At 60.2% G+C, this 25,347-nt stretch carries 22 protein-coding genes; 8 read left to right on the forward strand and 14 right to left on the reverse strand.

What is annotated here, in order from left to right; all coding sequences use genetic code 11:
- The first annotated feature begins 7 nt into the window (after nucleotides 1–7).
- The gene (locus JDW18_RS01260) at nucleotides 8–667 is read left to right on the forward strand and encodes a DUF4124 domain-containing protein (protein WP_218241979.1); all 660 of its coding nucleotides are present in this window, start codon (nucleotides 8–10) and stop codon (nucleotides 665–667) included.
- Nucleotides 668–672: 5 nt separating this feature from the next.
- On the opposite strand, the gene JDW18_RS01265 is transcribed toward JDW18_RS01260, so the two are convergent.
- From JDW18_RS01265 to JDW18_RS01285, 5 genes are all read right to left on the reverse strand, one after another.
- On the reverse strand, nucleotides 673–1,020 hold the full coding sequence (locus JDW18_RS01265; RefSeq protein WP_218241980.1) for a hypothetical protein: 348 nt from the start codon (nucleotides 1,018–1,020) through the stop codon (nucleotides 673–675).
- Nucleotides 1,021–1,087: 67 nt separating this feature from the next.
- On the reverse strand, nucleotides 1,088–1,300 hold the full coding sequence (locus JDW18_RS01270) for a hypothetical protein (protein WP_218241981.1): 213 nt from the start codon (nucleotides 1,298–1,300) through the stop codon (nucleotides 1,088–1,090).
- Between the two features lie 78 nt (nucleotides 1,301–1,378).
- Nucleotides 1,379–2,527: an HPP family protein gene (locus tag JDW18_RS01275; protein ID WP_246610206.1), complete on the reverse strand. Its 1,149-nt coding sequence runs from the start codon at nucleotides 2,525–2,527 to the stop codon at nucleotides 1,379–1,381.
- Nucleotides 2,528–2,638: 111 nt separating this feature from the next.
- Nucleotides 2,639–3,205: a nitroreductase family protein gene (locus JDW18_RS01280; RefSeq protein WP_246610208.1), complete on the reverse strand. Its 567-nt coding sequence runs from the start codon at nucleotides 3,203–3,205 to the stop codon at nucleotides 2,639–2,641.
- Nucleotides 3,206–3,298: 93 nt separating this feature from the next.
- Nucleotides 3,299–4,342 (reverse strand): hypothetical protein, encoded by a 1,044-nt coding sequence (locus tag JDW18_RS01285; protein WP_218241982.1) that lies wholly within the window; start codon nucleotides 4,340–4,342, stop codon nucleotides 3,299–3,301.
- Nucleotides 4,343–4,640: 298 nt separating this feature from the next.
- Between JDW18_RS01285 and serA the strand changes: the two genes are divergently transcribed.
- On the forward strand, nucleotides 4,641–5,870 hold the full coding sequence (gene serA, locus JDW18_RS01290; protein ID WP_218241983.1) for a phosphoglycerate dehydrogenase: 1,230 nt from the start codon (nucleotides 4,641–4,643) through the stop codon (nucleotides 5,868–5,870).
- Between the two features lie 94 nt (nucleotides 5,871–5,964).
- On the opposite strand, the gene JDW18_RS01295 is transcribed toward serA, so the two are convergent.
- The 3 genes from JDW18_RS01295 to JDW18_RS01305 are packed head-to-tail and all read right to left on the reverse strand — an operon-like array spanning nucleotide 5,965 to nucleotide 9,161.
- Complete coding sequence (locus tag JDW18_RS01295) at nucleotides 5,965–6,462, reverse strand: YcxB family protein (RefSeq protein ID WP_218241984.1); 498 nt, start codon at nucleotides 6,460–6,462, stop codon at nucleotides 5,965–5,967.
- Nucleotides 6,459–6,995 carry a YcxB family protein gene (locus JDW18_RS01300; protein ID WP_218241985.1) on the reverse strand — a complete coding sequence of 179 codons (537 nt, stop codon included), beginning with the start codon at nucleotides 6,993–6,995 and terminating at the stop codon, nucleotides 6,459–6,461. The genes JDW18_RS01295 and JDW18_RS01300 overlap by 4 nt, the downstream gene beginning before the upstream one ends.
- A 57-nt stretch (nucleotides 6,996–7,052) precedes the next feature.
- A complete protein-coding gene (locus JDW18_RS01305; RefSeq protein WP_218241986.1) occupies nucleotides 7,053–9,161 on the reverse strand; it encodes a putative bifunctional diguanylate cyclase/phosphodiesterase in 2,109 nt (702 codons plus the stop codon).
- A gap of 231 nt (nucleotides 9,162–9,392) precedes the next feature.
- On the opposite strand from JDW18_RS01305, the gene JDW18_RS01310 reads away from it, so the two are divergent.
- The 5 genes from JDW18_RS01310 to JDW18_RS01330 all read left to right on the forward strand — a co-directional run bounded on the left by JDW18_RS01310 (nucleotide 9,393) and on the right by JDW18_RS01330 (nucleotide 15,835).
- The gene (locus tag JDW18_RS01310; RefSeq protein WP_218241987.1) at nucleotides 9,393–10,229 is read left to right on the forward strand and encodes a hypothetical protein; all 837 of its coding nucleotides are present in this window, start codon (nucleotides 9,393–9,395) and stop codon (nucleotides 10,227–10,229) included.
- Between the two features lie 212 nt (nucleotides 10,230–10,441).
- Nucleotides 10,442–11,650, forward strand: coding sequence for a hypothetical protein (locus JDW18_RS01315; RefSeq protein WP_218241988.1), 1,209 nt, complete (start codon nucleotides 10,442–10,444; stop codon nucleotides 11,648–11,650).
- A gap of 4 nt (nucleotides 11,651–11,654) precedes the next feature.
- Complete coding sequence (locus JDW18_RS01320; protein ID WP_218241989.1) at nucleotides 11,655–13,004, forward strand: zinc ribbon domain-containing protein; 1,350 nt, start codon at nucleotides 11,655–11,657, stop codon at nucleotides 13,002–13,004.
- Between the two features lie 41 nt (nucleotides 13,005–13,045).
- Nucleotides 13,046–14,395: a hypothetical protein gene (locus tag JDW18_RS01325; RefSeq protein ID WP_218241990.1), complete on the forward strand. Its 1,350-nt coding sequence runs from the start codon at nucleotides 13,046–13,048 to the stop codon at nucleotides 14,393–14,395.
- Between the two features lie 72 nt (nucleotides 14,396–14,467).
- Nucleotides 14,468–15,835, forward strand: a complete 1,368-nt coding sequence (locus JDW18_RS01330; RefSeq protein ID WP_218241991.1) for a transposase — start codon at nucleotides 14,468–14,470, stop codon at nucleotides 15,833–15,835.
- Nucleotide 15,836: 1 nt separating this feature from the next.
- Here the strand turns inward: JDW18_RS01330 and JDW18_RS01335 are convergent, their stop codons facing one another.
- Nucleotides 15,837–17,774, reverse strand: a complete 1,938-nt coding sequence (locus JDW18_RS01335; protein ID WP_218241992.1) for a hybrid sensor histidine kinase/response regulator — start codon at nucleotides 17,772–17,774, stop codon at nucleotides 15,837–15,839.
- A 356-nt stretch (nucleotides 17,775–18,130) separates the two neighbouring features.
- Here JDW18_RS01335 and JDW18_RS01340 point away from each other — a divergent pair, with 356 nt between their 5' ends.
- Nucleotides 18,131–18,472 carry a YegP family protein gene (locus JDW18_RS01340; RefSeq protein WP_218241993.1) on the forward strand — a complete coding sequence of 114 codons (342 nt, stop codon included), beginning with the start codon at nucleotides 18,131–18,133 and terminating at the stop codon, nucleotides 18,470–18,472.
- Nucleotides 18,473–18,529: 57 nt separating this feature from the next.
- Here JDW18_RS01340 and JDW18_RS01345 read toward each other — a convergent pair whose 3' ends face one another.
- The 5 genes from JDW18_RS01345 to gatA form a co-directional block, all read right to left on the reverse strand.
- On the reverse strand, nucleotides 18,530–19,342 hold the full coding sequence (locus JDW18_RS01345) for an alpha/beta hydrolase (protein WP_218241994.1): 813 nt from the start codon (nucleotides 19,340–19,342) through the stop codon (nucleotides 18,530–18,532).
- Between the two features lie 1,354 nt (nucleotides 19,343–20,696).
- On the reverse strand, nucleotides 20,697–21,368 hold the full coding sequence (locus tag JDW18_RS01350) for an SLATT domain-containing protein (protein WP_218241995.1): 672 nt from the start codon (nucleotides 21,366–21,368) through the stop codon (nucleotides 20,697–20,699).
- 67 nt (nucleotides 21,369–21,435) lie between these two features.
- Entirely contained in the window at nucleotides 21,436–22,131 is a 696-nt protein-coding gene (locus JDW18_RS01355) for an excinuclease ABC subunit A (protein ID WP_218241996.1), read from the reverse strand.
- A 152-nt stretch (nucleotides 22,132–22,283) separates the two neighbouring features.
- Nucleotides 22,284–23,741: an Asp-tRNA(Asn)/Glu-tRNA(Gln) amidotransferase subunit GatB gene (gene gatB / locus JDW18_RS01360; protein WP_218241997.1), complete on the reverse strand. Its 1,458-nt coding sequence runs from the start codon at nucleotides 23,739–23,741 to the stop codon at nucleotides 22,284–22,286.
- A gap of 103 nt (nucleotides 23,742–23,844) precedes the next feature.
- A complete protein-coding gene (gene gatA, locus JDW18_RS01365; protein WP_218241998.1) occupies nucleotides 23,845–25,335 on the reverse strand; it encodes an Asp-tRNA(Asn)/Glu-tRNA(Gln) amidotransferase subunit GatA in 1,491 nt (496 codons plus the stop codon).
- Between the last annotated feature and the right edge of the window lie 12 nt (nucleotides 25,336–25,347).

A 25,347-nucleotide genomic window follows, 5' to 3' on the forward strand; every position in this document is an offset into this window, starting at 1 on the left:
CAGATCCATGAATCAGGCGCGGCAGGCAAAAATGGGTGGCTTCTTGGTGGTGGCAGTCTGGGCAGGCACAGCGCTGGCCCAGGCGCCCGCTGGCTCGGGCTCCATCTACACCTGTACGGACGCCAATGGTCGGCGCATTACCGCCGACCGCCCCATCGCCACCTGCGTGGACCGCGAGCAGCGCGTGCTGGGCAATACCGGCGTGGAGCTGCGCCGTGTGGCCCCCACGCAGACCGAGCAGGAGCGCAACGCCTATGAGGCGCGCCGCCGTCAGGAGCTGGCCGATCAGGCCCGGCTGCGCGAAGAGCGTTCACGCGACAAGGCCATGCTGCTGCGCTACCCCAACCAGGCCAGTCACGACGCGGCGCGCAATGAGGCGCTGAGCCAGAGCACGGACGTCAGCGCCGTGGCCCAGATGCGACTGGGCGAGCTGAAACAGCGCCGCAAAAAAATCGATACCGAGCTGGAGTTCTACCAGGGCAACCCTGCCAAGGCGCCGGCCAGTCTGCGCCGCCAGATCAAGGACAACACCGAATCGCAGGAAGAGCAGCAGCGCTTCATCCAGCAGCAGGAAGAAGAGCAGCAGCGCATCAATCAGCGTTTTGATGCAGAGCTGCAGCAGCTGCGCAAGCTCTGGGGCCAGACGGCAGCCAATCCGGCGCGCTGAAAGCCTTATTCAGACAGCCTGTGCAGGCCCATCACGCGCCCCAGCAGCAAGGCCGCGACCCAGGCAATGGCGCCCACGATCAGCGGAATCTGCGTCAACAGCGATGACTGTGCCAGCAGCATCAAGGCATCGGCACCCCACAGCGTGGCATAGCCCTTGAACAGGCCATAGGCCAGCCACAGCAGCAAGCCCGCCGTAGCCAGTGCCGCCATATTGCGTGCGGCGCGGCCATCGCGGTGTGCGGCAGAAATGCGCAGCGCCCTGCGCCATAGCCAGGCCACCGCAGCCAGCACCAGCAGCACACAGGCGCCCACAGACAGCGGCAGCCACAGCGAAAAAGGAATCATGGACATGGCGCGGCACTTTAGCCCAGACATGAAAAAACCCACCGAAGTGGGTTTCTGGCTGAGGCGGTCTGAATCAGCTGGCCTTCCACACGCCTGCGCTGACGCTGTGTACGCCCAGCACGGCTGCATGGCGCTGCAGCAGCTCTTCAAAGGTTTTGCTGGATTCGCTGCTGGCGGCGGCGCCTTCGTATTCGGTGGCAACCTGCCCAGCGGTGAAGGAATGCGGGCCAAAGCGCTGCACGATGTTGCGCAGCTTGTCGAGGTTGGGGGTGAACACGGCGTTCATGACAACTCCTTTCAGGCAATCAAGAGGGCATGCATCACAGTGTAGTGCCCGGCGCGTGATGGGCAAGAGGCCGATTCTCTAGGAGTTGATGCTCAGCAAGGTGCGAATCACGTCTGAGCGTGTGATGACGCCCACCAGCAAGGGGCCGCGCTGCACGGCGATGAACTGCACGGTATGGGAAGCCAGCTCGTGCAGCAACTCGCCCACGGGCGTGGATTCCTGCACGCACAGCTCGGGCTCGCGCATCAGATCCCGCGCAACAGCCTGGGGGCTGCGCTGACTGGATGGCTTGCGCAGGCGCTGCCACAGGCTTTTTTGCTGCTGGTCGCGGTGGCCTTGCCACAGCCAGTCAAACAGGTCGGCGCGTAGCACGCGACCTGTGAGCTGGCCTTTGTCATCCACCACGGGCAGGCTTTTGATGAGATGGCTGTGAAACAGGTCGGCCACGGCTTCCAGCGAAGTCTGGGCGGTAATGGTCAGCAACTGGGACGACATGACCTGGCCGCAGGTGATGGACGCAAAGCGGCGCTGGATGGCTTCTTCCTCAGCGGCGGCCAGCAGGGCGCCCAGGTCATCGGGCGTGAGGTTGTAGGACTGGTCAAAGCGCGTGAGCAAGGTCTGCAAATCGCCTTGCGACAGCGCCAGCTTGCTGCCCTTGGGCGAAGTGGAAGCGACTGCTGCTGGCGCTGCTGCCGGGCGGTGCAGATAGGCGCGGCCTGTGGCGCGGTGAAACAGCACACCGGCCAGCACCAGGCAGGCGGTCATGACCGCCATGGGCACCAGCAGCAGCCAGCCCAGGGGCAACAGGCTGGGCGCAGACAGCACCGTCAGCAGGGCCACAGCGCCGCCGGGCGGGTGCAGGGCGCGGCAGGCCAGCATGAGGGCGATGGCACCACCCACGGCCAGCGCTGCACTCAGGGGCAGCGGCATGGTGGGCGCCAGATGCAGCAGGGTCAGCGTCCAAAGGGCAGACAGTGTGTTGCCCACCACGCAGTTCCAGGGCTGCGCCAGCGGGCTGCTGGGCACGGCAAACACCAGCACAGCGGTGGCGCCCAGTGGTGCAAAGAGAAACAGCAGGCCGGTGTGGGCAAACCGGTCGGCCCAGGCCAGCAGGCCGACGATGGCCATGCCAAGGCCCGCCCCAAGGGCAGCACGCAGTAGTTCGCGGCGCGCGGGGCGGGTGCTGACAGGGCCTAGCCGCTGCCACAGGGCTTGCAAAGCAGTCATGAATCTAAATTGATAGCGCCATGCGCATTGTTTTATTAGGCTTTATGGCATTTTCAATAAAAAAGCCCCACCGGGTTGTCGATGGGGCTTTGTGCGCTGTGCTGAATGGAATCAGGCGTTTTTCAGAGCGCCTGCGCTCAGCACTTCGGCCAGAGGCTTGCGATCGGTGGGCACTTCACGCTCGCGCAGGTCATCGGGCAGGGTGGATGCGTCGGCGCGCTGGCCCACGGCAATCACGATCTCGGGCACCAGGTGCGCGGGCAAGCCCAGCACCTTGCTGGCTTCTTCGGCCGAGAAGCCACCCATGGCGTGCGTGGCCAGACCCATGGCATGGGCCTGCAGCGCCAGATAGCCCCAGGCGCAGCCTGCGTCAAAGCTGTGCTTGCCGGGGGAGGCTTCGGTATCGGACACCAGCACGATCAGCGCGCCAGCATTCAGGCACCAGCGGCGGTTGAATTCATTGGGAATCTGCGAAAAAGCTTCCCAGTTCGCATCGCCGCGCAGTGCATAGGCAAAGTGCCAGGGCTGCTTGTTGCTGGCCGAGGGGGCCCAGCGGGCGGCGTCCACCAGTTGCTCGATCTGGGCGGTGCTCAAGGCTTCGGGCACAAAGGCGCGGGGCGACATGCGCTGCAGAAACTGGGGCTGGATGGCTGTAGTGGTGGTTCTGGTGGTCATCATGAAATCCTGCAAACAAAAAGGCCCGGCCTGCAGTGGGCAAGCCGGGCCTGAAACGATAGCGCAAGCGGAGCGAGGCTATCGTTCGTACGGGTTTCAGGGCTTGGGGTTGTGGCCCGCCTGCTGGCTCATGGTGCGCATATGGCGCTCCATGCGAATCATCACCAGCACCATGACCACCATGACCAGGCAGGACACCAGCATGGTCAGGAAAGCGGTTTCCACGCTGGTGAAGTCCCACTTCTCTTCATCCGGGTTCTCGCCGCGCATGGTCTGCGCCGTGCGGTCAAAGGCCATGGTGTAGTTGGTTAGCAAGGTCGTGACGATCTGCGAAGCCGATTGCTGCTGCAGCTTGGCGCTGAGCTTTTCATTGGCCAGCACTTGCTGCAGGCCTGCAGGCAGGCCCTTGATGTAGGCGGCGTAAGAGCCTTCACCATGCTCCATCTCGGCCATCTGGGCGCGGTCATTGATTTCGGATGCCAGATTGACCGGGTCGTTCAGCATTTCGTCTTCGCTGGCACTGGCGGCTTCGGCGGCGGCCTCGGCTGCTGCCTCCGCGGCTGCGCGGGCCATCTTGTCTTCACGCGTCAGATTGATGCGGCGGGCTGTCCAGGCGGCATCTACAGCGGCAGCGGCTTCGTCCGCGGCTTCCTTGTCGCAGCAGGAGTTTTCGCGGGCCTCGCGCATCTTGGTCTGACGGGCTACTTCGTCAGCCGAGGGAATGGCATCGCCCTTGAGCAGCGGGTGAATGGGCTCCAGACCCTGGCCGCTGTTTTCCTTTTCGATGCGCTTGCGGGCGGCTGTGTCCTTGTAGATAAAGCCGCGCAGCAGGCCATCGGCCTGCTGGAAGGAGGGGCGCAGCTCTGGGCTGGCCAGACGCTTTTCAATGGCGACCTGGCTGGACATGCCATTCAGATCGCGCCCGGTTTCCTCTTCCATGAACTTCAGATCCAGCTTGGCATCTTTCCAGTCCAGCGGCGTCTGGGGGGTGAAGGCCGAGACGGCATCTGGCTTCTTGGGCTTGAAGTGGTTCCAGCCCCAGGTGGCCATGCCGATCAGGGCAAAGATCGTGAACGCGAGCAAAACAAGGCGCACGATGAAGACCATCACGTCTTCGATGCGGCGAAAAATAGTGAACATGCAGCCAATCCTTTGAAAAAATGAGTCAGAAACAGCGCTTCAAGCTATGAAATTCGCAGCATCCGATGCGAAGGCATTCTAGAAAACGAAAGCATGGGTCTTAGTTTTTTACAAATTGGAAACGACTTCTGGTAGGCACTTGCTTCGCACGAATGGCCGGGTGCGTCGCACTTTGGTGACCGGTCTGGCGTTGAAGCATCCCGGCATCGCAGCGCAAATGCAACAGATTGAACCCAGAGTTCGTAGCGAAATACCCAATTCGCTTTAATAGGGTATTCACTGATCGGAGGGTAGGCACATGGCCAAGACATCGCTGGACAAGTCGAAGATCAAATTTCTGCTGCTGGAGGGCATTCACCCCTCGGCGCTGAAAGTGCTGCATGACGCGGGCTACACCAATGTAGAAGCGCTGAGCGGCGCGCTGGAGGGCGAGGAGCTGAAGGCAAAGATTGCCGATGCGCACTTTGTCGGTATCCGCTCGCGCACGCAGCTGACCGAGGAAGTGTTTGCCGCCGCGCACAAGCTGGTGGCCGTGGGCTGCTTTTGCATTGGCACCAATCAGGTCAATCTGAACGCTGCGCGTGAGCGCGGCATTGTGGTGTTCAACGCGCCCTTCTCCAACACCCGTTCTGTGGCCGAGCTGGTGCTGGGCGAGGCGATTTTGCTGCTGCGTGGCATTCCCGAAAAGAACGCCGTGGCCCACCGCGGTGGCTGGAAGAAAAGCGCCGACAACTCCTTCGAGATTCGCGGCAAGACGCTGGGCATTGTGGGCTACGGCTCCATCGGCACCCAGCTGTCGGTGCTGGCCGAAGGTCTGGGCATGAAGGTCATCTTCCACGACGTGGTGACCAAGCTGCCCCTGGGCAATGCGCACCAAAGCGTGGGCTTGAACGCGCTGCTGGCGCAGGCCGATATCGTGACGCTGCATGTGCCCGAGCTGGCTTCCACCCACGGCATGATGGGGGCAGAGCAGATCGCGGCCATGAAGCAGGGCAGCATCCTCATCAACGCATCGCGCGGCACGGTGGTGGATATTGATGCGCTGGCCGAAGCCCTGAAAAGCGGCAAGCTGCTGGGCGCCGCCATTGACGTGTTCCCGGTCGAGCCCAAGAGCAACAAGGACGAGTTCCTGTCGCCCCTGCGCGGCATGGACAACGTGATCCTCACGCCGCACATCGGCGGCTCCACCATGGAAGCCCAGGCCAATATCGGCCTGGAAGTGGCGGAAAAGCTGGTCAAGTACAGCGACAACGGCACGACCACCTCGGCCGTGAACTTCCCCGAAGTGGCGCTGCCCGAGCACCCCGGTCACAACCGTATCCTGCACGTGCACCACAACCGCCCGGGCATGCTGTCGGCCATCAACCAAGTGTTTGCCGACAACGGCATCAACGTGGCGGGCCAGTACCTGCGCACCGATGAAAAAGTGGGCTATGTGGTGATCGATATCGACGCGCAATCGTCGGCGCTGGCGCTGGAAAAGCTCTCGCAGATTCCCGGCACCATCCGCTGCCGCGTGCTGTTCTGAGGCAGGCGTAGCTGAAGCAAGAAAGGAGACCACCGGTCTCCTTTTTTCATAGCTGCCTGCGCTTTATCTATCTGGACTGCAGGGGAAAAAGACTTTATGCAACCGGCGGGCCAACCTGGGCCTGCAGCTGTTCGCGCAGTGCGCTGAAAAAGTCTGGCAGGGCATCGCTATTCTTCGGCACGATGATGAAAAGCTGGGGCTGCAGATATAGCAGCAGGCTGTGCTCGTTTTCGGCCCACTGAATGATGTGGCTCCACGGCAGGGTGCTCTCGGCCTGATCGGTACCGGTGCAGAGCTGCCCATCGCGCAGCGCAATGCAGTTGCTTTGCTGCAGCGCGGGCGAGCTGCGGTAGGTCTGCAGCAACCTTGGCAAGGTGCTGAAAGTCCAGCTCAGCCATGGCGCAAAAATGGCAATCAGCCCGGCCAGCAGCAGCCAGTAAGTGTGCTCGTAAAGGCTGCCCGCCACCACGGCAACGCCCAGCAGCAGGGTCAGTCCGCGCAGCAGTTTCTGGCCACGGCTGCGCAGGGAAACATGCAGGCGCTGCGCGGCAATGAACTGGGCCTCGGTCAGCGTGTACGGGAAGGCGGTCATCGCTGGCGGCGTGCAGGGCCAATGTGCTCAAGCAACTGCGCCCGCAGCGCGGTGACAAACTGGGATTGCGGGTCCGCCTCCTTGGGCACGATGATGAACAGGCGCGGCTGCAGGTACAGCAGCATGCTGTCTTCATCTTCGGCCCACTGGGTGATGTGTTTCCACGGCAGCACGCCTTGCCCGGTTTCGGACTGCAGGTGCATCTCGCCATTGCGCAGCTCTACATGGCTTTGCTGGTGCAAAGAGGGCGAGCGGCGGAAGATGCGCAGCAGCCGGGGCCGCATCAGGCGTTCAATGCCGCGCTGCACCAGGCGAGCCATGGCCGGGATGTAGAGCAGCAAAATGCTGCTGTAGATGAAGCCTGCGATGCTGAGCATGACATCGCTGTGGAACAGGCCTGTGCCAAGAATGGGCAGGCCCAGAATGCCCACCAGCGTAAAAATCCAGCGCACCCAGCGGGGGCGAAACGAGAAGTGCAGGCGCTGCGCGTTGCAGAACTGTTGCTCACTCAGTGAATAGGTCATCTGTGCCATGCGCACATGATAGGAAAGAGTGAGCGGCGGTTGAGGCTGGCAGGTTTTAGGGCCTGCTTACAGCCGCTGCAGGCAGGCTTGCACTTCCTCGGCATTCCAGGGCTTGCCAAACAGATAGCCCTGGCCCAGCTGGTAGCCGCAGTCTTTCAGAATGCTGCGCTGGGCCTCGGTTTCCACGCCTTCGGCCACCAGGTCCAGCTGCATGCTGGGGCCAAGACAGCCCACGGCTTTGACAATGGCGCGAATCGTGGATTCCTGCTCGATGCGCTGCACAAAGTCCTTGTCGATCTTCACGCAATCGACCGGGTAGTCGCGCAGATGGGCCAGAGAAGACTGGCCTGTGCCAAAGTCATCCAGCGCAATGCGCACGCCGTGCTGCTTGAGCAGTTTGAGCGCACGAATCACGTATTCAGAGCCGCGCTCGCCCAGCATGTGTTCGGTGACTTCCACCTCCACAAGATTGGCGGGCAGGTTCATATGCTCCATATGGCCAATCAGGCGCTCGGCATAGTCGTCGCGCAGAAACTCAACAGGCGCGGCGTTGATGGACACGGGCACGACCGGCAGGCCCGCACGGCGCCACTGGCGCAGGTGGGCCATGACCTTGGTGCGCATGACCTCGCCGATGCGCGATGCCAGCTCGTAATCATTGAAGGCCGCCCAGATGGAGTCCGGTGCATGCAGCTGGCCGTTGGCATCTTTCCAGCGCAGCAGCGCTTCAAAACCGGCAACTTTGCCGTCGTCCAGACGAACCTTGGGCTGGAAATAGGGCGTGATGGCATCGTCACGCAGAATCTGACGGGCGCGCTCCAGGTGGGTGGCGGCTGTTTCCGCCATCTCCAGCATGGCGATGTTGAACATGCGCACACCACCGCGGCCACCGGCCTTGAGGTCGTTGAGCGCGGTGTCGGCACTTTTCATCAGAGAGGCCGCATCGGCAGCATCCTGCGGATAGAGGGCGCAGCCAATGCTCATGCCCCCGTTGATGTGCTTGCCCGAGTAGGTGATGGGCGCCTCGATCTGGGCGCAGACCTGCTGCGCAAGGTCGGCCAGTTGCTGCGGGCTGTCGATGCGATCCACCACGATGGCAAATTCATCGCCGCCCAGCCGCGCCACGCTGGTGTGCGGGGGCAGCCATGCCTGCAGGCGGCGCGAAAGCACACGCAGCAGGTGGTCGCCAGCCGGGTGGCCCAGTGTGTCGTTGATATGTTTGAAATGGTCCAGATCCAGCAGCATCAGGCCCAGCATGCCGTGGCTGGATTCAGCGGCGCTCAGGGCCAGTTTCAGATGGTGATTGAAGCTGCGGCGGTTGGGCAGGCCCGTCAGCTCGTCGCTTTCGCTGCTGATGCGCAGACGCTTTTCCGCCTGACGCTGTGCCGTGACATCGCGTGAAACGCACAGAATATTGGCGACTTCGCCCCGGGTATTGAGCACGGGGGTCAGGATGTTGTCCCAGAACTGCGGCGGCAGGCCGGGAATGACACTCATGCCCGCAAAGCGTGCGTTATGCCCTTGCTGCGCCTGCTTGAGTGCGCGCTGCCCTTTGATGCGGATATCGGGGGGCAGCAGCGAAAGCCAGCGTTGGCCAAAGCCCGTATCCGGGTTCACGCCCAGCGCCTCGCAGCCGGACTTGTTCATATGGGCCAGCGTACCGTCGGGGTTCAGAATTTTGATGCAGTCCACACTGGCGTCCAGCATGTCTTTTTGCATGCCCAGACTGCGGTACAGGTCCTGCTGCGCCGTAATGCGGTCGTGGATATCCATGCCGCTGACATGCCAGTGGCCCTGATGGGGCTGCACCGCCAGCAAGGCCCATCGCCAGGTGCCGCTGTAGTGGCGCAGCCGATACTCCCCCTGAAAGCTCTGACCCGTCTGCAATGCCTGTTGCCAGAGCTTGGCGGCTGGCAACTCATCATCGGGGTGCAGGCAGCTCATCCAGTTGTCTGCGTTATGGCAGTGGGGCACATAGCGTTGCCAGGCCAGATTGCAGTGCAGGGGGTCGCCTTGCGCATCGGTAATCCAGATCATCTGGGGTAACGCATCAATAGCGTTCTGGTCGATGCGAGACAAGGCAGGAGCCACCCGGCCAAGCTCCAGCTTGGGCAAGGTGTCGCTGGGAGAGAGAATTGAAATCCCTCCAGGGCGGCGGTGGGTCGAGAAGCCCATGAAAAACTCCTAAGCACAGATCCTGCGAATTCACCTGAGATTAAAAGCTGTCACTTTCGTTGTCAGTCAGACATATTTGATACAAAGAAAAACTGTCGTAAATACGACATAAATATCAGTGACTCAGTGCCTGCGAGCCTCTCAAAAGGAGTAAGCATTAACCGTTGACGGCTTTGAAGACCGCATTGGCGGTTACGCTGCAGAAATCGTGATCTCTTCGGATGTAAAGCCATGAAACGTGGATTTTTTGTGACTGCCGAGCAGGACAGCAGTGATGAGCAACCGTACCGCCGCGGCAATTTCAGCTGCGTGTATGAGTGGCTGGAAGGCGTGGACAGCGTGCTGGCCCTGGTGGAGGAACTGGATGCGCTGAGACAGGCCGATGCGCAGCACCGCTACCTGTGCACGCTGGACGACATCAGTCAGTGCAGTTACACCTGCGGCCATGCCGGGCAGGATGACCGTCTGTATCTGGAAGAGCCGGACGATGACGATGAGAGCGACATCGACTGGGACGACCCGGCGCAGGAGGCCGCCTGGGAGCAGGCCTCGCTGCAGCACCGTGTTCAGCAACTGGGACGGCCCGAGCTGGCGCAAAGCTGGGATCAGGTCTGCGGCACGCTGAGCACGTCTGGCCTCGATGTGAAAGCGCTGCTGCAGGCCAACCACGAGCCCGATGCGCTGCTGGACGAGGTGGTCTATGTGCAGCGCATTCCGGTGGCGGGCGATGACCTCATGATCGCAGCGCAGCCCAATGGCTACTTCAGCGCTGACTGGGACACGTTTCAGAACCACGCCATCATTCGCCATCTGGCTACCCAGCACGGCTATCGTTTCTTTGGCATGGGTGCGAGCTGGATGGGTTTTGTGCGCCCCGCGCCGCCCAGTGCAAACCAGTGCGCGCAGCTGGTGGCCGATCTGAAAGACCTGTATGGCCGAAAGCGCGAAGAAGTCTTCGCCCACGCAGGCTGGGCCGAGCTGCAGCAACTGCTGCAAGGCCAGCGCCTGCTGATGCTGGGCTATGTGGAAAACATGGCGGAGTCGCTGGGGCTGGAGGATGAGGACTGAGGCACTTTCAAATTGATAGCTGACAGCGCTTGTATATCAAAGGCTTGAGACCTGAAATGGTTTGAATTGAAAGCAGGCGTGTGCCGGGCCGGATGTGCGCTGGTTACAAGGACTTACCGCACGTTGTCCCTGTGATACCGTGTTTTGGCGGGGTAAAAGCCGGGGCTGCGCTTAAGCTTGGGCATAAGTCCCTGTCCAAGCTGTGTTGCTGCATGCGCTTATTTCCCAACGATTCATCCCGGTCAACGGCAGCCCGCTGGTGGGTGCTGCTTTTGTTGATGCTGGCCGTGGCCGTGGTGCTGGCGGTCGGGCCACTGCGCCCCTTGCTTCGCTCTGCGGCCCCTGCGGTGTTTGAGCCGGATTGGGGGCATCTGCAGGGCAGCTCTGTGGTGGAAAACAGCGGCAAGATCAGCCTGATTCGGTTGCTGGAGAGTCAGGATGACAATGACCAGATCGTCTATCGCAGCGTGGTCACCGATGTGGCAACAGGCCAGAAGCTGGCTGAGCCGCAAGTCTTCACGCTCAGCCGTCACAGCCCCAATGACCGCGCCCAGATGCGCTATTTTTCGGACGGCAATCTGTACCTCACGCTGCGCAGCCGCATGTTGCTGCGCTATGACCCCGGGGCCATGCGTTTTGTGGACATCACACCGCAGCTGGTGCAGCGCTTTGAGGCCCAGCTAGGCGCGGGAGTGAGCAAGGTGCAACTCAAGTACAGAGACTGGCATGACGCGCTGGATGTCTATGGCGCCGATGGGCAGCGCTGGGCTGTGCACTGGCTGGCGGGCGAGATATGGCCCTATCAGGGGGAGAACCAGCAGTATTACCAGCAGGTGCAAACCTATACGCATACCCAGCGCTTTTACCGTTATCTGCCTGTGCTTGATAAGCGTGCCGGTGAGCTGCTGGTGCAGTATGAAGCGAAGGCGGAGCCCGGAAAGGCGCTGTTCTCCTTCGATGTTGAGTTGATTCCCGTGACGGCAACGGAGCCACTGCCCAAGAGCGTGGCATCCGGAAACATCGTGGAGGGCGGGCAGTACTGGGTGCGGCCTTACCGGGTTCAGGATCTGGGGCTGGTCAAAGTCTGGCCTGTTCAGCCGCAGGAGCGGCGCTTTCATGCCGAAGTGCTGGGCGAAAACAGCCAGCGCGTGCTGCTGGCCTACAGCAGCAGCCCCGTCAAAGAGGAAGGCCGCGTGTTGCAGCTGCTGGACAAGAGCAGCCAGCAGATTGTCTGGAGCCGCCCTGCCTCCCAGATTCCAGCGCTGGCTGCGGACCGCAACGGCGGCTCCTATGTCGTGGCCACCGCGCTGACGCAGGGCTTTTTCATCAATCTGTATGGCTCGGAGCCTGCGCTGCTGATCGACAACAACGGCGCGGTTCTGAAAGACTTTGCAGAAAATACCGGCAGCAAGGGCCGCTAGACATATGGAACAGTCTTCTTCCGATGCTTCCTCGGCATATTTTTGCCCCCAGTGCGGCGCGCGGCGCAGCCATGCAGCAGCGGGGTTGCGTGGTCAGCATGTCTGTGAAAACTGCGGCACCACGTTTGCGGTGGGCCAGAAGAAAGTACCAAGTGACACGCAACTGCCACACGGTTTGGCCGCCGCCGTGCCGCATGGGCTGGCAGCGCAGTTGGCGGGCAAATACCGCAACGTTGTGATTGCAGTGCTGCTGGCGCTGGTGGCCGTCGTGTTTTTGCTGCCGCAGCTGATGAATGTGAACAAAGCCAGCCGCCCGGCTGCTGTGCAGAGCAAAGGCCGGGCGGATTTCTCGGCCCTGTATGAAGCGGCAGGCAAGTTCAGTCGTGTGGATGTGTACAAGCGCCGTACGGAAGAGTCGCTCGACGAGTTCCGCATCGAAGTCAGCGATATGCAAAGCGGCGCAGCACTGTCAGAGCCGCAGTTCTACCGCTTTCCCTGGATACAGCACGGCGGTGAGTTTCGCAATTTCAGCGACGGCAATCTGTACCTGCAGCTGAAAGAAGCCATGGTGCTGCGCTTTGACCCCGGTGCCAGCCAGTTTGTGGACCTGGGGCCGCAGCTGATGGCGCAATTTCCGCGCGAGCTGGGCGGGGGCATGGCGCAGATCAAGTTCGCCTACAAAGACCGCCCGGACTGCCTCAGCGTTGTGGCCAACGATGGCCGCAAGTTCTATGTGTACTGGCTGGCAGGCCAGATTCTGGATGCAGACAACAGCAGCCGCCTGGATGCGCAAAGAGCCGCCAGTGCCAGCCAGTTCCGCAAGTACTACCAGTTTGCGCCCCTGTATGGGGGCAGCAGTTCAGACGCGCGCTTTTTGCTGGTGCAGTACTGGAATAAGTACGAAGAAGGCCAGCCCCAGTATCTGAGATTTTTTGAACTCAAGCCCTTGCCAGAGGGACCACAGACAGGGCGCTCTGACCAGGCCGTGGGTGGCGGTTATGCCGTCAGCGCGCATGTTATTGAGGGTGGCCTGCAGCGGCTGGAGGTGATCGAGCCCACGCCGCGCTTTCATGCAGACATCATGGCTGAGAACGCCACGCGCCTGCTGTTGTCGTACAGCGCCACGCCAGAGGAGGGCAAGGGCCGGGTGCTGCAGTTGCTGGACAAACAGAGCAACCAGATCGTCTGGAGCCGGGATGTGGCCCAGATTCCCCTGCTGGCGCGTGAGCGTGGTGGCATCTACACCCGCGCGCAGGCCCTGCCATCCGGCTTTTTCATGCAAGGCAGCAGCCTGGAGCCCGGCTACCTGATGGACAACCAGGGCGCGCTGGTGCGCGAATTTGCCTGGCGCTAGACCTGCAAGACCTGCAAGACCATAGAAAGAACCCATAAGACATGGCCGTACAGATCAAAACCCTTGTCTGCCCGCAATGCGGATCGGGCCGCTGCACCAAGGTGGCGGGCACGCCCAATCTGTTTGCCTGCGGTGCCTGCGGCACGGAGTTTGTGCTCAGTGACAGCAATGCGCCCAAGGAGATGCGCGTCATCCACAGCATGGATGAGGGGCAGTTTGAAAAGCTCAAAAACGCCAAATATCTGGCGCTGGGGCTGGCGGCTGTGGTGGTGCTGGCCATGGTGGCGCCGCTGCTCTGGAGCCTGATTCGCTCGGCCATCCCTTCCGCGCCGGACCATGGGCAGCTGCAGGCATCCACCGTCTATGAAAGCGCGGCGGGCCAGTTCAGCGTGGTGCGTGTGCTGGAAAAGTCGGACGGACGCGACGATCACTATCAGCTGCTGATCAACAGCCTGGAAAGCGGTAAGAAGCTGGCTGAACCTGTGGCGCTGAGCTACCAGCGCACCACGCTGTCGCAAGAGCCGCTGCTGGCGCATTTCTCGGATGGCAGCGTCATGCTCATCATGAATGGGCAAAAGCTGTTCCGGCTGGATACGGGCACTGCGCGGTTCATCAGCCTGGACGATGAACTGGTCAACCGCCATGCGCAGCAACTGGGCACCGGTGTTTCGCGCATCGAGCTGGCCAGCCGTGACAAGCCTGATGCCCTGATCGTGACCAACAATGCGGGCGAGCGCTTTTACGTGTACTGGCTGACGCGGCAAATTCTGCCGCTGGCGCGCCTTTACGACGATTTTCGCCAGCGCCCCTTTGCCAGCTACAGCCAGACGCAGCAGGGCTATGCCTTTGCCGCGCTGGACGGCATTGGCGACCTGAGCGGCGCGGCCAGCTCGCCCAGCCTACTGGTGCGCTACACGCAGAAAGTGCGTGTTGGTGAATATCTGAAGCTGCCGGAGCTGAGCATGCAGTCCAGCCAAGAGGAGCTGGTCAAGCTGCTTCCTGCCGACTATCAAAGCATCACCCCCGACTGGGTGGCGACGCTCAGGCCGCTGCAGGAGTCTGGCGTCACCCAGCTCAGTTTGGTGGAGCCGGTACAGAAGCGTTTTCGCGGCGTGGTGCTGGCGCAGAACGCGCAACGGGTACTGCTGGTCTTCAACACCACGCCGGTGACCGACCAGGGCCGTGTGCTGCAACTGCTGGATGCTGGCAGTGGCAAGGTGGTGTGGAGCCGCACGCTGGAGCAACTGCCGCAGATTACCGGCACGGGCGGAAGTCTGTCTGCGGATGGTTTGCCATCAGGCTTTTATTTGCGCTCGGACAGCAGAACACCGGCGCTGCTGATTGATAACCAGGGGCAGATCCTGCACGACTTCAGCCCCAAGCGCAGTTGATGCTATTCAATTGATATCTGCAAGCGCTTTTAAAACAAGGGCTTCAGCCCTGAAACACTGAATAAAACAGTAATGGGATTGATCAATCACCGCTCCTGCCCGAACTGCGGCGTTCATGCACATCGCCAAGTCTCGGGCCGCCTTGGCTGGCATGAATGCCTGAGCTGCGGCGCCCAGTTCAGCGAGCATGGCCATGTGGTGGTGCCGCGTGAGCAGCTCTGGAGCACAGAGGCGCTGACAGCGCAGCGCACGCAGAAGCTGCTGGGCTGGTTCAAGTGGCTGTCAACCGTCGTTATCGGCAGCGCGCTACTGATTGGGGTGGGGTCGTGGCTGGCTTCATGGCGCAAGTCTGCGGGCACTCCGGCGGGCGCCGTGCCGCATTTGCTGGCCAGCACGGTGATCGACCTGGGCAACCCGCCCGCGCTGCTGCGGGTGTTTGAGCGCTACACCGAACAAGGCAGGTCGCTGCAAACCGTGCTGGACAGGCTGGACAACGGTCGGCGCGTGGGCCAGTTGCAGGACTTTCCTCTGACGACAGATGAGACCGAGAAGACGGTGGAATTTCTGCGCTATGCCAGCGGCAACCTCTGCATGGTGCTGCAGGCGCGGCAGTTCTGGTGTCTGGATGCGCCGCAGGCCCGCTGGCACGACCAGACAGCCGCCATTGAGGGTTTGCTGCCCGCAGGTGTGCAAAGCCTGGCGGTGCAGGGCGAGGAATGGCCGGATGCGCTGCGTGTGCAGGGGAACGACGGTCAAAGCTATTACCTGAATCTGCAGGCTGGCAAATTCATGCCCCAAAGCCAGGCGCTGGCGCAGTTTGCGCAGGAGTCAGAGCATTACACCGAGAACTGGCAAAGCTTTGGCCTGGCTCCGGTGGGGGGCGCGGACTCGTCAGATGCATCGCTGTCCTATCTGGTCAGCTACGGGCTCAAAGGTGGCACAACCCAGATGCGCCACCAGCCCCGGCTGCCGCTGTACCGCTGGAACAGCGACACCATGAACGTGCAGCAGTTTCAGCCCATAGGCGACGGTTTTGCATTGCGCGCCGCCGATGCCCGCACGCCCGGCTTTTTTCAGATGCGCGTGCCGATTCCCATGCGGGCGCGCCGCGATGCCCGTGTACTGGCCAGCAATGCGCGTGCGGCGCTGGTGATCTATACCCCGCAGAGCATTGATGGGAGCGATGGAGCGGTACTGGATATCGTGGCCCGCGACACGTTGCAGGTGCTCTGGACAGAAGTTGTGGACCGGGTTCCCCAGCTGATGCTGGAAGCCCCCACGCTACAGGCCGATGGCTTCAGCCAGGGCTTTTACCTGCGCAGCGGCCCAGCCCAGCCGCTGATGCTGATCGACACCCAGGGAAAGATGGTGCACGACTTCAGCAGCGGCAAGGGCAGTGAGCAGGGCAGCTGGCTGGCCCGGGTGCAAAGCTGGTTCTGATTCAGACCGTGAGCTGCGGATCTCTGCTCTTGCACTGGGACTGCAGAATGGCGCGGATTCTGTGGCTCAGCTCGTCGATGGAAAAGGGCTTGAACAGCACATGTTCTGCCTCATCCCGCAGGCCCAGTGACTCCACTTCGGCGGGGCCGTGGCCGGTGACGAACAGCACCGGAGTCTTTCGCTTATCTGCCTTCAGGCGCTGCAGCAGGTCGGGGGGCTGAATCTCTCCGGACATGCGCACATCGGACAGAATCAGGTCCACCTTCATGCCAGAGCGCAGATATTGCAGCGCCAGATCGCAGCTGAACGCGGTGGTCACGCGGTAGCCCAGGCCCAGCAAAGCCAGTGCAAGGGCGTCGCGCACATCGGTGTCGTCTTCCACAATCAGCAGCGACTCATCGCCGCGCAGACTGTCGGCAGGCACGGGCAGGCCGGGTGCGGTTGCTTCATCGCTGCAAGGCAGGTGGATGAAGAAGCTGGTTCCCTTGCCCAGCTCGGACTGCACCTCGATATGACCGTTGGACTGGCGCACAAAGCCCTGCACCATGGGCAGGCCAAGGCCTGTGCCCTTGCCATCGGCCTTGGTGGTGTAGAAGGGCTGGAAAATCTGCGCCCGCACGGCATCGCTCATGCCTGTGCCGTTGTCTTTGACATGCACCACCACCTGCGGTGCGCTGCCCGGCTCTGGCGGCTGGTTGTAGATGCTGATATCCACCTGCCCCTTGGCGCTTACGGCGTCGCGGGCATTGATGGCCAGGTTGATCAGCGCGTTTTCAAAGTAATTTCTATCGACCTTGACGCAGGCAGTTCCCTCCGCCACGGAAAGCGTCAGCTGCACGCCGGGGCCCACGGTGTTGCGCAGCAGGTCGTCAATATCGTCAATCACCTCGCGCAGGTTCACCACCACGGCGCTCTGGGGCTTGCGGCGGCTGAAGGTCACCAGCTGGCTGGCCAGACGGCCGGCTTTCTTGATGGTCTTGTGAATGGAGTCCAGGTGCGACAGTGCCTGCTCGTCATGAATGCGCTTTTTCAGCATATTGCTGTTGAGGTTCATGATGAACAGCAAGTTGTTCAGATCGTGCGAGACACCGCTGGCCAGATGGTCCACCAGCTCGCGTTTTTGCACCGTAATCAGCTCCTGCTGCACATGCAGCATCTTGTCCAGGTTGAGCTGGTTTTCCAGGCGCATTTGCTCCAGCGCCAGTGCCTGCGCGGCTTCCTTGTTCTTGAAGTCATCAATGTCGATGGACAGCCCCATCACATAGGCCAGCTGATCGTCGTCGCGCATCACCTTGATGGCGGTGCTGTAGAACCAGCGGTAGCTGTCGTCATGGCGCTTGAGGCGGTAATCCACCCCGGAATCGCCGGACTGCAGCATGAAGTCCATGAACCAGGAGTTGGTGCGCGTAATGTCGTTGGGGTGCACCGAGGTGATCCAGCGCTTTTCCTTGAGCTCTTCCTCGGTGGGATGCTCGCCAAACAGATACCGCTGCAGTGCCTCGTTGAACCAGTAAATCTCTCCATTGGGCTTGTACAGCCACACATGCAGCGCAGTGCGGTCAATGAACTGCAGCAGCTTTTCGTGCAGATTGCGCTGGCGGTCTGCCTTGGGCGGGGCGGGCATTTCCACCGCAAAGCACTGCAGGGCCAGCAGCTCGTTTCCCTGCATGAAAGGGCTGATGCGCAGCTGCACTTTCAGGGCCGAGACGATCAGTTCCCGCTCCTGGCGCTGCTTGGCACATTGCTGCAGGGTGCGGTGCACTTCGGGAAGCGATTCCAGCGTCTGCATGCCCAGAGACAGTGAATGCGCCTGCAGCCATTTTTTGAGCGTGGCGGAAAGAAACAGCGGCTGGAGCGTGACTGGATCAAACAGCGCATACCGCATGGAGCTTCTGTCCATGTTCTCGGCAACGCTTGCCAGCAGCTGGGATGGGTTCATAAGAGCAGAGTGGTGTAGTTTTGGTTTTGCAACTCCGGGGCAGACATTGATTAAAGGAGTTAATCACGTTATGGCCCAGTTCTTGTCGGCGATCAAGATGGCGAGGGCAGAAATGCCGCAGGCTAAACTGAATTTTTGATAGCGACAAAGATAGTGTTCATCGCAACTTCAGCGATAAACACCGTGTTCGCAGGAAGCATTTAGACACACTCAGCTTACAAATTCTGACTCAATCGTGCGCAGCCATCTGCGCCTGATGCCGCGTCACAAGGCTGTCGCCAGACTTCTGTAGCAAACGCTTATAGTGTTTCTTCCCCTGTGGCCCAGTGCCGCTTTTGCAACCCCAAGGAGAATTCATGGCTGCCTATTTCGAGTTGAGCAAGAGCAAAGATGAGCAGTACCGCTTTGTGCTGAAAGCGGGCAATGGCGAGATCATCCTCACCAGCGAGCTGTACAAAACCCGCGCCTCGGCGGAAAACGGCATTGCTTCGGTGCAGACCAACAGCCCTCTGGACGAGCGCTACGAGAAAAAGACCGCCAGCAATGGCAAGGAACACTTCAACCTCAAGGCCGCCAACCACCAGGTCATTGGCTCCAGCCAGCTCTACGCATCTGCCGCTTCGCGGGATGCAGGCATTGAATCGGTCAAGAAAAACGGCCCTGTGGCGACGGTCAAAGACCTGACCAGCCAAAGCTGAAATTCATAGCTGCCCGCGCAAGCGGGGCCAGCGAAAGAGGCCTTTCAGAGCATGCTCTCAGGCCTCTTTTTTATGGGCGCTGACAAACTGCGCAATGCTGGCCCAGAAGCCCGATTCGCGAAAAATCGTCGAGTGATTGGCCTGCGCAAATTCCTGCACCTGCACCGCCTTGCTTTTGAGCTGTGCCAGCAGCGCATCGGTGCGCGCAGGCTCCACCACCTGATCGCGTCCCGCACGCAGCACCAGAATCGGCCCCTGATAACTTTGCAGCCGCGCCGCAGAATCAAACGGGTCGCGCAGCAGCAGCTTCACCGGCAGCCAGTCGTACATGCCGCGCACCGTATTGAGCATGCTGTCAAAAGGCGTCACCAGCACCAGCTGATCGGGCTGACGCAACCCCGCCACCGCCGAAGCCACACCCGTGCCCAGGCTGCGCCCAATCACCGTTACCGGCTGCTGCGGGTGCAGGCGCTTGACCTCATCGAACAGCGCCACGGCATCCTGCTCCAGCAAGGCCTGCGTCGGCGTGCCCTCGCTGGCGCCATAGCCCCGATAGGCCAGCAAATAGACATCGCTGTCGGGAAAAGTCTGCGCCAGCTTTGGCAGGCGCCGCTCGATGTTCTCGGCATTGCCACCAAAGTAAATCACTGCCCCGCGTGCCCTGCCATCCACCGGTTTCAACTGCCAGCCACGCAGCAGCACCCCATCGCGCTGCAGCGAAAAATTCGTCGTATCCGCAGACACCTGCGTGCTGTCCCCCTGATAAATCATGCTGCGCTGCTGCGCAAACATATAGCCGCAGATGCCCAGATAAATCGTTGCGCACAGGGCAATCAGCAAGAGCAGGGCTTTGAGCAGCTTGGAGAGCATGGGAGGGATGCGTGGTGCAGCGGTGGGCTGGATTTTGCGCAGATTTGTGTGACTTTGGTGTGTGCTTTACCTGGGGTTTATGTAAGCGTAGCTTGGTGAAATTGATAGCTGCTAGCGCTTGATGTGGTTGGACTAGAGGCAGATTTGGCTCGATTTTTGTTTTGGCGATATGCCTGAGTTGATTGCAGAGGGCGGGTCTCGGCCCGCCATGCCGACCTACTTTCTTCGCAAGAAAGTAGGCAAAGAGCCTGCCCCGATGCCCCCGACCCTCCGCTTCGCTGCGGGCAACCTGCGCCGCCAAGCTCTTGGGGCTGTGCGGCAAAACTCACTGCGCGCCTTTGGCGCTCCGTTCAAACAGTTGCCGCAAGTCAGATCACGAAGCGTCTGCACTCTGCGGTGCAGCCGCCAGCCCCAAGAGCTTGCCGTCGCAGGCGTGGTCACAAGGGGCAATACCGGGTGCGGGATAGCTTCTTTATCTATTTTAATAGCTGTGACCGCAATCAGTGATTGGGCTAGAAGCCAATTTCATCATCTATCTCGCAGGCCGTCCGCACCCGCTCCATCCCGTGTGGATGCGCCTGCGGCACGCGGTTCAGGCTGCGGGCAACGCTGCCGCAGGACAGCGTTGCTTCGTGCTCTGACTTGCCGCCGCTTGTTTGAGCGGAGCGGCGTGCCGCGTAGCGAGTTCGGCGGCACCGCAGAGTGAATTGCGTGACGCAGGTTTGCCCGTAGCGCAGCGAAGGGACGCAGGAAGTCGGGTCGCCTTTTCTTTGGGTACTTATCTTTTGGCGAAGCAAAAGAAAGTACCTCGCCTGCCGGGGCGAGACCCGGCCTCTGTCGCTGGCGACAAAGCAGACGTTTTATTTGATAGCTGCCTGCGCTTGCTGTGGTTGGGCTAGAGGCTGATTTAGCTCATATGAATTCGTCAGCCAGGGCGATGAGCGAAGCGAATGGCATGCTTGATTTGTGAGCAGGAGGCGGGTCTCGGCCCGCCATGCCGACTTACTTTCTTGCTGGTGCAAGAAAGTAAGCAAAGAACACCTGCCCCGATGCCCCCGACCCTTCGCTTCGCTGCGGGCAACCTGCGCCGCCAAGCTCTTGTGGCTGTGCGGCAAAACTCACTTCGAGCTTCGCTCTCCGTTCAAACAGTTGCCGCAGAAATGATCACGATGCAGTTGCACTCTGCGGTGCAACTGCCAGCCCCAAGAACTTGGCGTCACAGGCGTGGTCACAAGGGGCAATACCGGGTACGGGATAGCTTCGGTATCAAATCAATAGCACTTTCCGTAATCAGAAATTGGAAGTAAATTCAATTTAATTACAAATGCCACTGACTAGGATGAGGCTTGGTCATTTACGAAGAGTGCAAGGAGGTCAAAATTTTTGTTGCATCGACCATATCAAGAATAAAAATGGCCTCAAAGAAAAGGAGTGATGCGGGGAGAAGAAGTGGCGAAAATTTTTGAAAATTCGCCTTGAATTTTTTGATAACTCTTTTTATACCTGTGAACTTATAGTCAAGAGGCATCTCAAGTTGAGAAAGAAAAAAATCACAATTCTCATGATTTTCTACTTTTTCTAAGATTAATGAGTATTCTTTCTTGTACTCTTTTAAATCTTTGATAGGTTGATTTTTTAAATCTTCCTCGATGTTTCTGATAAGTTTTTTGATTTCATTTGCACAGTTTAAAAGCTCTTGTATTCGCAAGTCATACTGGGCACTATTCAGGTTCATTGAGTAGACCAAAACCGCGACGGCAAGAAATACTTGCATACTGGCAAGAACTTCTGGGGAAAAGTTCTTGGATATTTGAGCCATTTGCAGCAAAGGTATTAATATCAGACCTAATGAAAAAATGGTATTTGTAAAAAATGAAAATTTACTCTTGATTGATATTCGTCTTGATGCATTGAATCTACAGCGTGCAGTGACTCTCAAGGTTCTAAGAAATTTATCATTAACATCTTTGAATTCTGATTCCTCTGGATAGTTTGAAAAAATCCAATTAAAAAACTTTATGTGCATAAAAAAGCCTCCCGGAGGAAGCTAATTTATCAGAAGTAACAATTGGTTTGGTGAGCAAGATACACTATCACGCTCCCGGCAAAAAATACCCCGCCTTATGCTGATTCCGTGAACTGCTCACACACAGCTTCAACCGCGCCTCCATGTACTGCCGCACTTCTGATCGATCACACATCTGCGCCAGATCTTCCCAGTACAGCAGGCTGGTGAACGCGTCCTTGGCGGCAGGCGCGGCGCCATCGCCCGCAATAGCTTCAGCAGCAACGGGAGCAGTGGGCACAAAGCTGGTGGTGCTGACGGGCGTGTAATGGCGCACAGGGCGGTCAGCCGCTTCTTCCTTACGGCGGGAGGTCAGCAGAAAGTAGTGCTGGCGGGCATCGGCCAGATGGGGCTTTTTCTCGGCATCAAAGACTTTGTCCAGGCGCTCCAGACCTTTGGCCACGTCGGCGGCGTAGGTCCAGTTGCTCAGGTACTTGGTTTCAATGAACAGAAAGACCTGGCGGGCAGGGTCGCTGATAAGGACGTCGCTGAGCTTGCTACGCAGACGCTCGTGGCACAGGTAGGCGTGGGTGTCGAACGAGACGTTGAGGCTTTGCAGGGCCAGGTCGTCGCGGCCCGAGACTTCCTGGATGTAGCGGTTGAACTGGACGATGCGCTTAGCATAGCCGGCCGTGAATTCGTTGAAGAAGTAGCCTGCAAAGAACTTGGTGCAGAGGTTGCGCTCTTTTTCGGATTCGATGAGGGGGGCGTTCGAGAAGATCACAGAATTTTTCCGGGGCGGGCGGCGCAGGGCAGGGGCGCGGCAAATAACAAGGCCGCAGGCATGTGCTGCCTGCGGCCTTTAGAGTGTGTTCCCATTATCTGGGCTTACAGGCGCGTCTTTGGGAGACTTGCCTGTCACAAAACTGCTGGCTCTCAGGCCAGCTTGGCCTTGAGCAGCTCGTTGACCTGACCGGGGTTGGCCTTGCCCTTCGAAGCCTTCATCACCTGACCGACCAGGGCGTTAAACGCCTTGTCCTTGCCAGCGCGGTATTGCTCCACGTTGCCGGGGTTGGCGGCGATCACTTCGTCAATGATGGCTTCCAGCGCGCCGCTGTCGTTCATTTGCTTGAGGCCCTTGGCTTCAATCACGGCGTCTACGTCGTTGCCTTCACCGGTCCACAGCACTTCAAACACCTGCTTTGCGGCGTTGTTGCTGATGGTGCCGTCGCTGATGCGGGCAATCATGGCGCCCAGCTGGGCGCTGGATACCTTGACGGCGTCCATGCCGATTTCTTCCATGTTCAGGCGGCGCGAGATTTCGCCCATCACCCAGTTGGAAGCCAGTTTGGGCTGCTGGCACACGGCGGCGGTCTGCTCAAAGTAGGCGGCCACGGCCTGGCTCTGGGTCAGGATGGTGGCGTCGTACTCGGGCAGGCCATAGCTTTCGACAAAGCGGGCAGCCATGGCGCGGGGCAGCTCGGGCATGTCGGCCTTTACACGCTCCACCCATTCGGGGGCGACGACCAGCGGGGGCAGGTCGGGGTCGGGGAAGTAGCGGTAGTCGGCCGCGTCTTCCTTGGTGCGCATGGCACGGGTTTCGCCCGTGTCGGGGTTGAACAGCACGGTGGCCTGCTGGATTTTGTGGCCGTCTTCAATCTGCTCGATCTGCCAGAGGATTTCGTAGTCGATGGCGATCTGCATATTCCTGAACGAGTTCAGGTTCTTGATCTCGCGGCGGGTGCCCAGTGGCTGGCCGGGCTTGCGCACGGACACGTTGGCGTCGCAGCGGAAAGAGCCTTCCTGCATATTGCCGTCGCAGATGCCGATCCAGGTGACGATCTTGTGCAGTTCCTTGGCGTAGGCCACGGCTTCAGCAGTCGAACGGATATCGGGCTCTGTCACGATTTCCAGCAGCGGCGTGCCGGCGCGGTTCAAATCGATGCCGGACTGGCCGATGAACTCGTCGTGCACCGATTTACCTGCGTCTTCTTCCAGGTGGGCACGCACCAGACGCACGGTCTTGAGGACGTTTTCCTTGCCTTCTTCCAGATAGAAGCTGACTTCACCGCCTTGCACCACGGGAATCTCGAACTGCGAGATCTGGTAGCCCTTGGGCAGGTCGGGGTAGAAGTAGTTCTTGCGGGCAAAAATACTGCGCGGCGCAATCACCGAGCCCAGCGACAGGCCGAGCTTGATGGCGCATTCCACGGCCTTTTTGTTCATGACCGGCAAGGTGCCGGGCAGGGCCAGGTCCACGGGGCTGGATTGGGTATTGGGCTCGGCACCAAAAGCGGTGCTGGCGCGGCTGAAGATTTTGCTGTTGGTGGCCAGCTGGGCGTGGGTCTCGAAGCCGATGACGACTTCGTAGCCATTGATCAGTTTCACAGTCATTGTTCTGTGTGTCCTAACTGCTAAAAGAGAAGCGGCTTGCGCATGTTTTTTATCGATTTCAGTCTGAAGTCCAATAAATACGTGCGCAGGCTGCTATTAATTTTTAAATGCCCTTGGGGCTCTTCAGGTGGAAGTCGGTCGCTTGCTGGAAGCGGTGGGCCGCGTTCAGCAGCTTGGCTTCGCTGAAGTAATTGCCGATCAGCTGCAGGCCCACGGGCATGCCGCCTTCACCAAAGCCTGCGGGCAGGCTCATGCCGGGCAGGCCGGCCAGCGATGCGGGCAGGGTAAAGATGTCGGCCAGGTAGTTGGTCACCGGGTCGGCCTTGCCGCCAATAGCCCAGGCCGTGGTGGGGGCAGCGGCACCGGCGATCACGTCGCAGTCCTTGAAGGCGGCCTGGAAGTCGTCGGCAATCATGCGGCGGATCTTCTGGGCTTGCAGGTAGTAAGCGTCGTAGTAGCCTTCGCTTAATACATAGGCGCCGATCATGATGCGGCGCTTGACCTCGTCGCCAAAGCCTTCGGCGCGGGTCTTTTTGTACATATCGTTGAGGTCGGTGTAGTCCTTGGCGCGGTGGCCGAACTTCACGCCGTCAAAACGGCTCAGGTTGGACGAGGCTTCTGCGGGCGCCAGGATGTAGTACACGGGCACGGACAGCTCGGTGCGCGGCAGCGTCACGGGCACCAGCTTGGCACCCAGCTTTTCGTATTCCTTGAGGGCAGCGTCCACGGCGGTGCGCACATCGGCGCTCAGGCCTTCGCCAAAGAATTCGGCGGGGATGCCGATGCGCAGGCCTTCGATCGAGTCATTCAACTTGGCGCTGAAATCTTCGGCAGGGTAGTCCAGGCTGGTGGAGTCGCGGTCCAGATCGGGGCCGCACATCTCGCTCAGCAGCAGCGCGCAGTCTTCGGCGCTGCGGCCCATGGGGCCGGCTTGGTCGAGGCTGGAGGCAAACGCGATCATGCCGTAGCGGCTGGCGCGGCCGTAGGTGGGCTTGATGCCGGTGACGCCGCAGAATGATGCGGGCTGGCGAATCGAGCCACCGGTGTCGGTGCCGGTCACGGCCGGGGCCAGACGCGCGGCCACGGCTGCGGCAGAGCCACCGGACGAGCCGCCGGGCACGCGATCTGTGTTCCAGGGGTTGCGCACGGGCTGGGCCGCGTCAAAGCCTACGGGGGCGATAGCCGAGTTTTCGTTAGCGCCGCCCATGGCGAATTCGTCGCAGTTGAGCTTGCCCAGGGTGACCACACCGGCGTCGGCCAGTTTGCGCACCACGGTGGCATCAAACGGCGACTTGTAGCCTTCCAGCATCTTGCTGGCGGCGGTAGTGGGGAAGTCCTTGGTGACGAAGATGTCCTTGTGCGCGATGGGCACACCGGCCAGCTTGCCGCCCTTGCCTTCGGCGATCAGGGCGTCTGCGGCCTTGGCTTGCGCCAGGGTGGTGTCTTCGTTGATGGAGACAAAAGCTCCCAGGTTCTGGTGCTGCTTGGCGCGGGCCAGAAAGTGCTGGGCGGCTTCCGTGGCAGACACTTGCTTGGCACGCAGTTGCGCGGCCAGTTCGGCCACGCTTAGGTTGTGGAGTTCGGTTTGGCTCATGTTCTTGTGCTT

The organism is Comamonas fluminis (genome assembly GCF_019186805.1).
Classification (GTDB): domain Bacteria; phylum Pseudomonadota; class Gammaproteobacteria; order Burkholderiales; family Burkholderiaceae_C; genus Comamonas; species Comamonas fluminis.

Coding starts and splice junctions, on each gene's coding strand:
- JDW18_RS01260 (WP_218241979.1), top strand. CDS start 8: ATGAATCAGGCGCGGCAGGCAAAAATGGGTGGCTTCTTGGTGGTGGCA.
- JDW18_RS01265 (WP_218241980.1), bottom strand. CDS start 1,020: ATGTCCATGATTCCTTTTTCGCTGTGGCTGCCGCTGTCTGTGGGCGCC.
- JDW18_RS01270 (WP_218241981.1), bottom strand. CDS start 1,300: ATGAACGCCGTGTTCACCCCCAACCTCGACAAGCTGCGCAACATCGTG.
- JDW18_RS01275 (WP_246610206.1), bottom strand. CDS start 2,527: ATGACTGCTTTGCAAGCCCTGTGGCAGCGGCTAGGCCCTGTCAGCACC.
- JDW18_RS01280 (WP_246610208.1), bottom strand. CDS start 3,205: ATGATGACCACCAGAACCACCACTACAGCCATCCAGCCCCAGTTTCTG.
- JDW18_RS01285 (WP_218241982.1), bottom strand. CDS start 4,342: ATGTTCACTATTTTTCGCCGCATCGAAGACGTGATGGTCTTCATCGTG.
- serA (WP_218241983.1), top strand. CDS start 4,641: ATGGCCAAGACATCGCTGGACAAGTCGAAGATCAAATTTCTGCTGCTG.
- JDW18_RS01295 (WP_218241984.1), bottom strand. CDS start 6,462: ATGACCGCCTTCCCGTACACGCTGACCGAGGCCCAGTTCATTGCCGCG.
- JDW18_RS01300 (WP_218241985.1), bottom strand. CDS start 6,995: ATGGCACAGATGACCTATTCACTGAGTGAGCAACAGTTCTGCAACGCG.
- JDW18_RS01305 (WP_218241986.1), bottom strand. CDS start 9,161: ATGGGCTTCTCGACCCACCGCCGCCCTGGAGGGATTTCAATTCTCTCT.
- JDW18_RS01310 (WP_218241987.1), top strand. CDS start 9,393: ATGAAACGTGGATTTTTTGTGACTGCCGAGCAGGACAGCAGTGATGAG.
- JDW18_RS01315 (WP_218241988.1), top strand. CDS start 10,442: ATGCGCTTATTTCCCAACGATTCATCCCGGTCAACGGCAGCCCGCTGG.
- JDW18_RS01320 (WP_218241989.1), top strand. CDS start 11,655: ATGGAACAGTCTTCTTCCGATGCTTCCTCGGCATATTTTTGCCCCCAG.
- JDW18_RS01325 (WP_218241990.1), top strand. CDS start 13,046: ATGGCCGTACAGATCAAAACCCTTGTCTGCCCGCAATGCGGATCGGGC.
- JDW18_RS01330 (WP_218241991.1), top strand. CDS start 14,468: ATGGGATTGATCAATCACCGCTCCTGCCCGAACTGCGGCGTTCATGCA.
- JDW18_RS01335 (WP_218241992.1), bottom strand. CDS start 17,774: ATGAACCCATCCCAGCTGCTGGCAAGCGTTGCCGAGAACATGGACAGA.
- JDW18_RS01340 (WP_218241993.1), top strand. CDS start 18,131: ATGGCTGCCTATTTCGAGTTGAGCAAGAGCAAAGATGAGCAGTACCGC.
- JDW18_RS01345 (WP_218241994.1), bottom strand. CDS start 19,342: ATGCTCTCCAAGCTGCTCAAAGCCCTGCTCTTGCTGATTGCCCTGTGC.
- JDW18_RS01350 (WP_218241995.1), bottom strand. CDS start 21,368: ATGCACATAAAGTTTTTTAATTGGATTTTTTCAAACTATCCAGAGGAA.
- gatB (WP_218241997.1), bottom strand. CDS start 23,741: ATGACTGTGAAACTGATCAATGGCTACGAAGTCGTCATCGGCTTCGAG.
- gatA (WP_218241998.1), bottom strand. CDS start 25,335: ATGAGCCAAACCGAACTCCACAACCTAAGCGTGGCCGAACTGGCCGCG.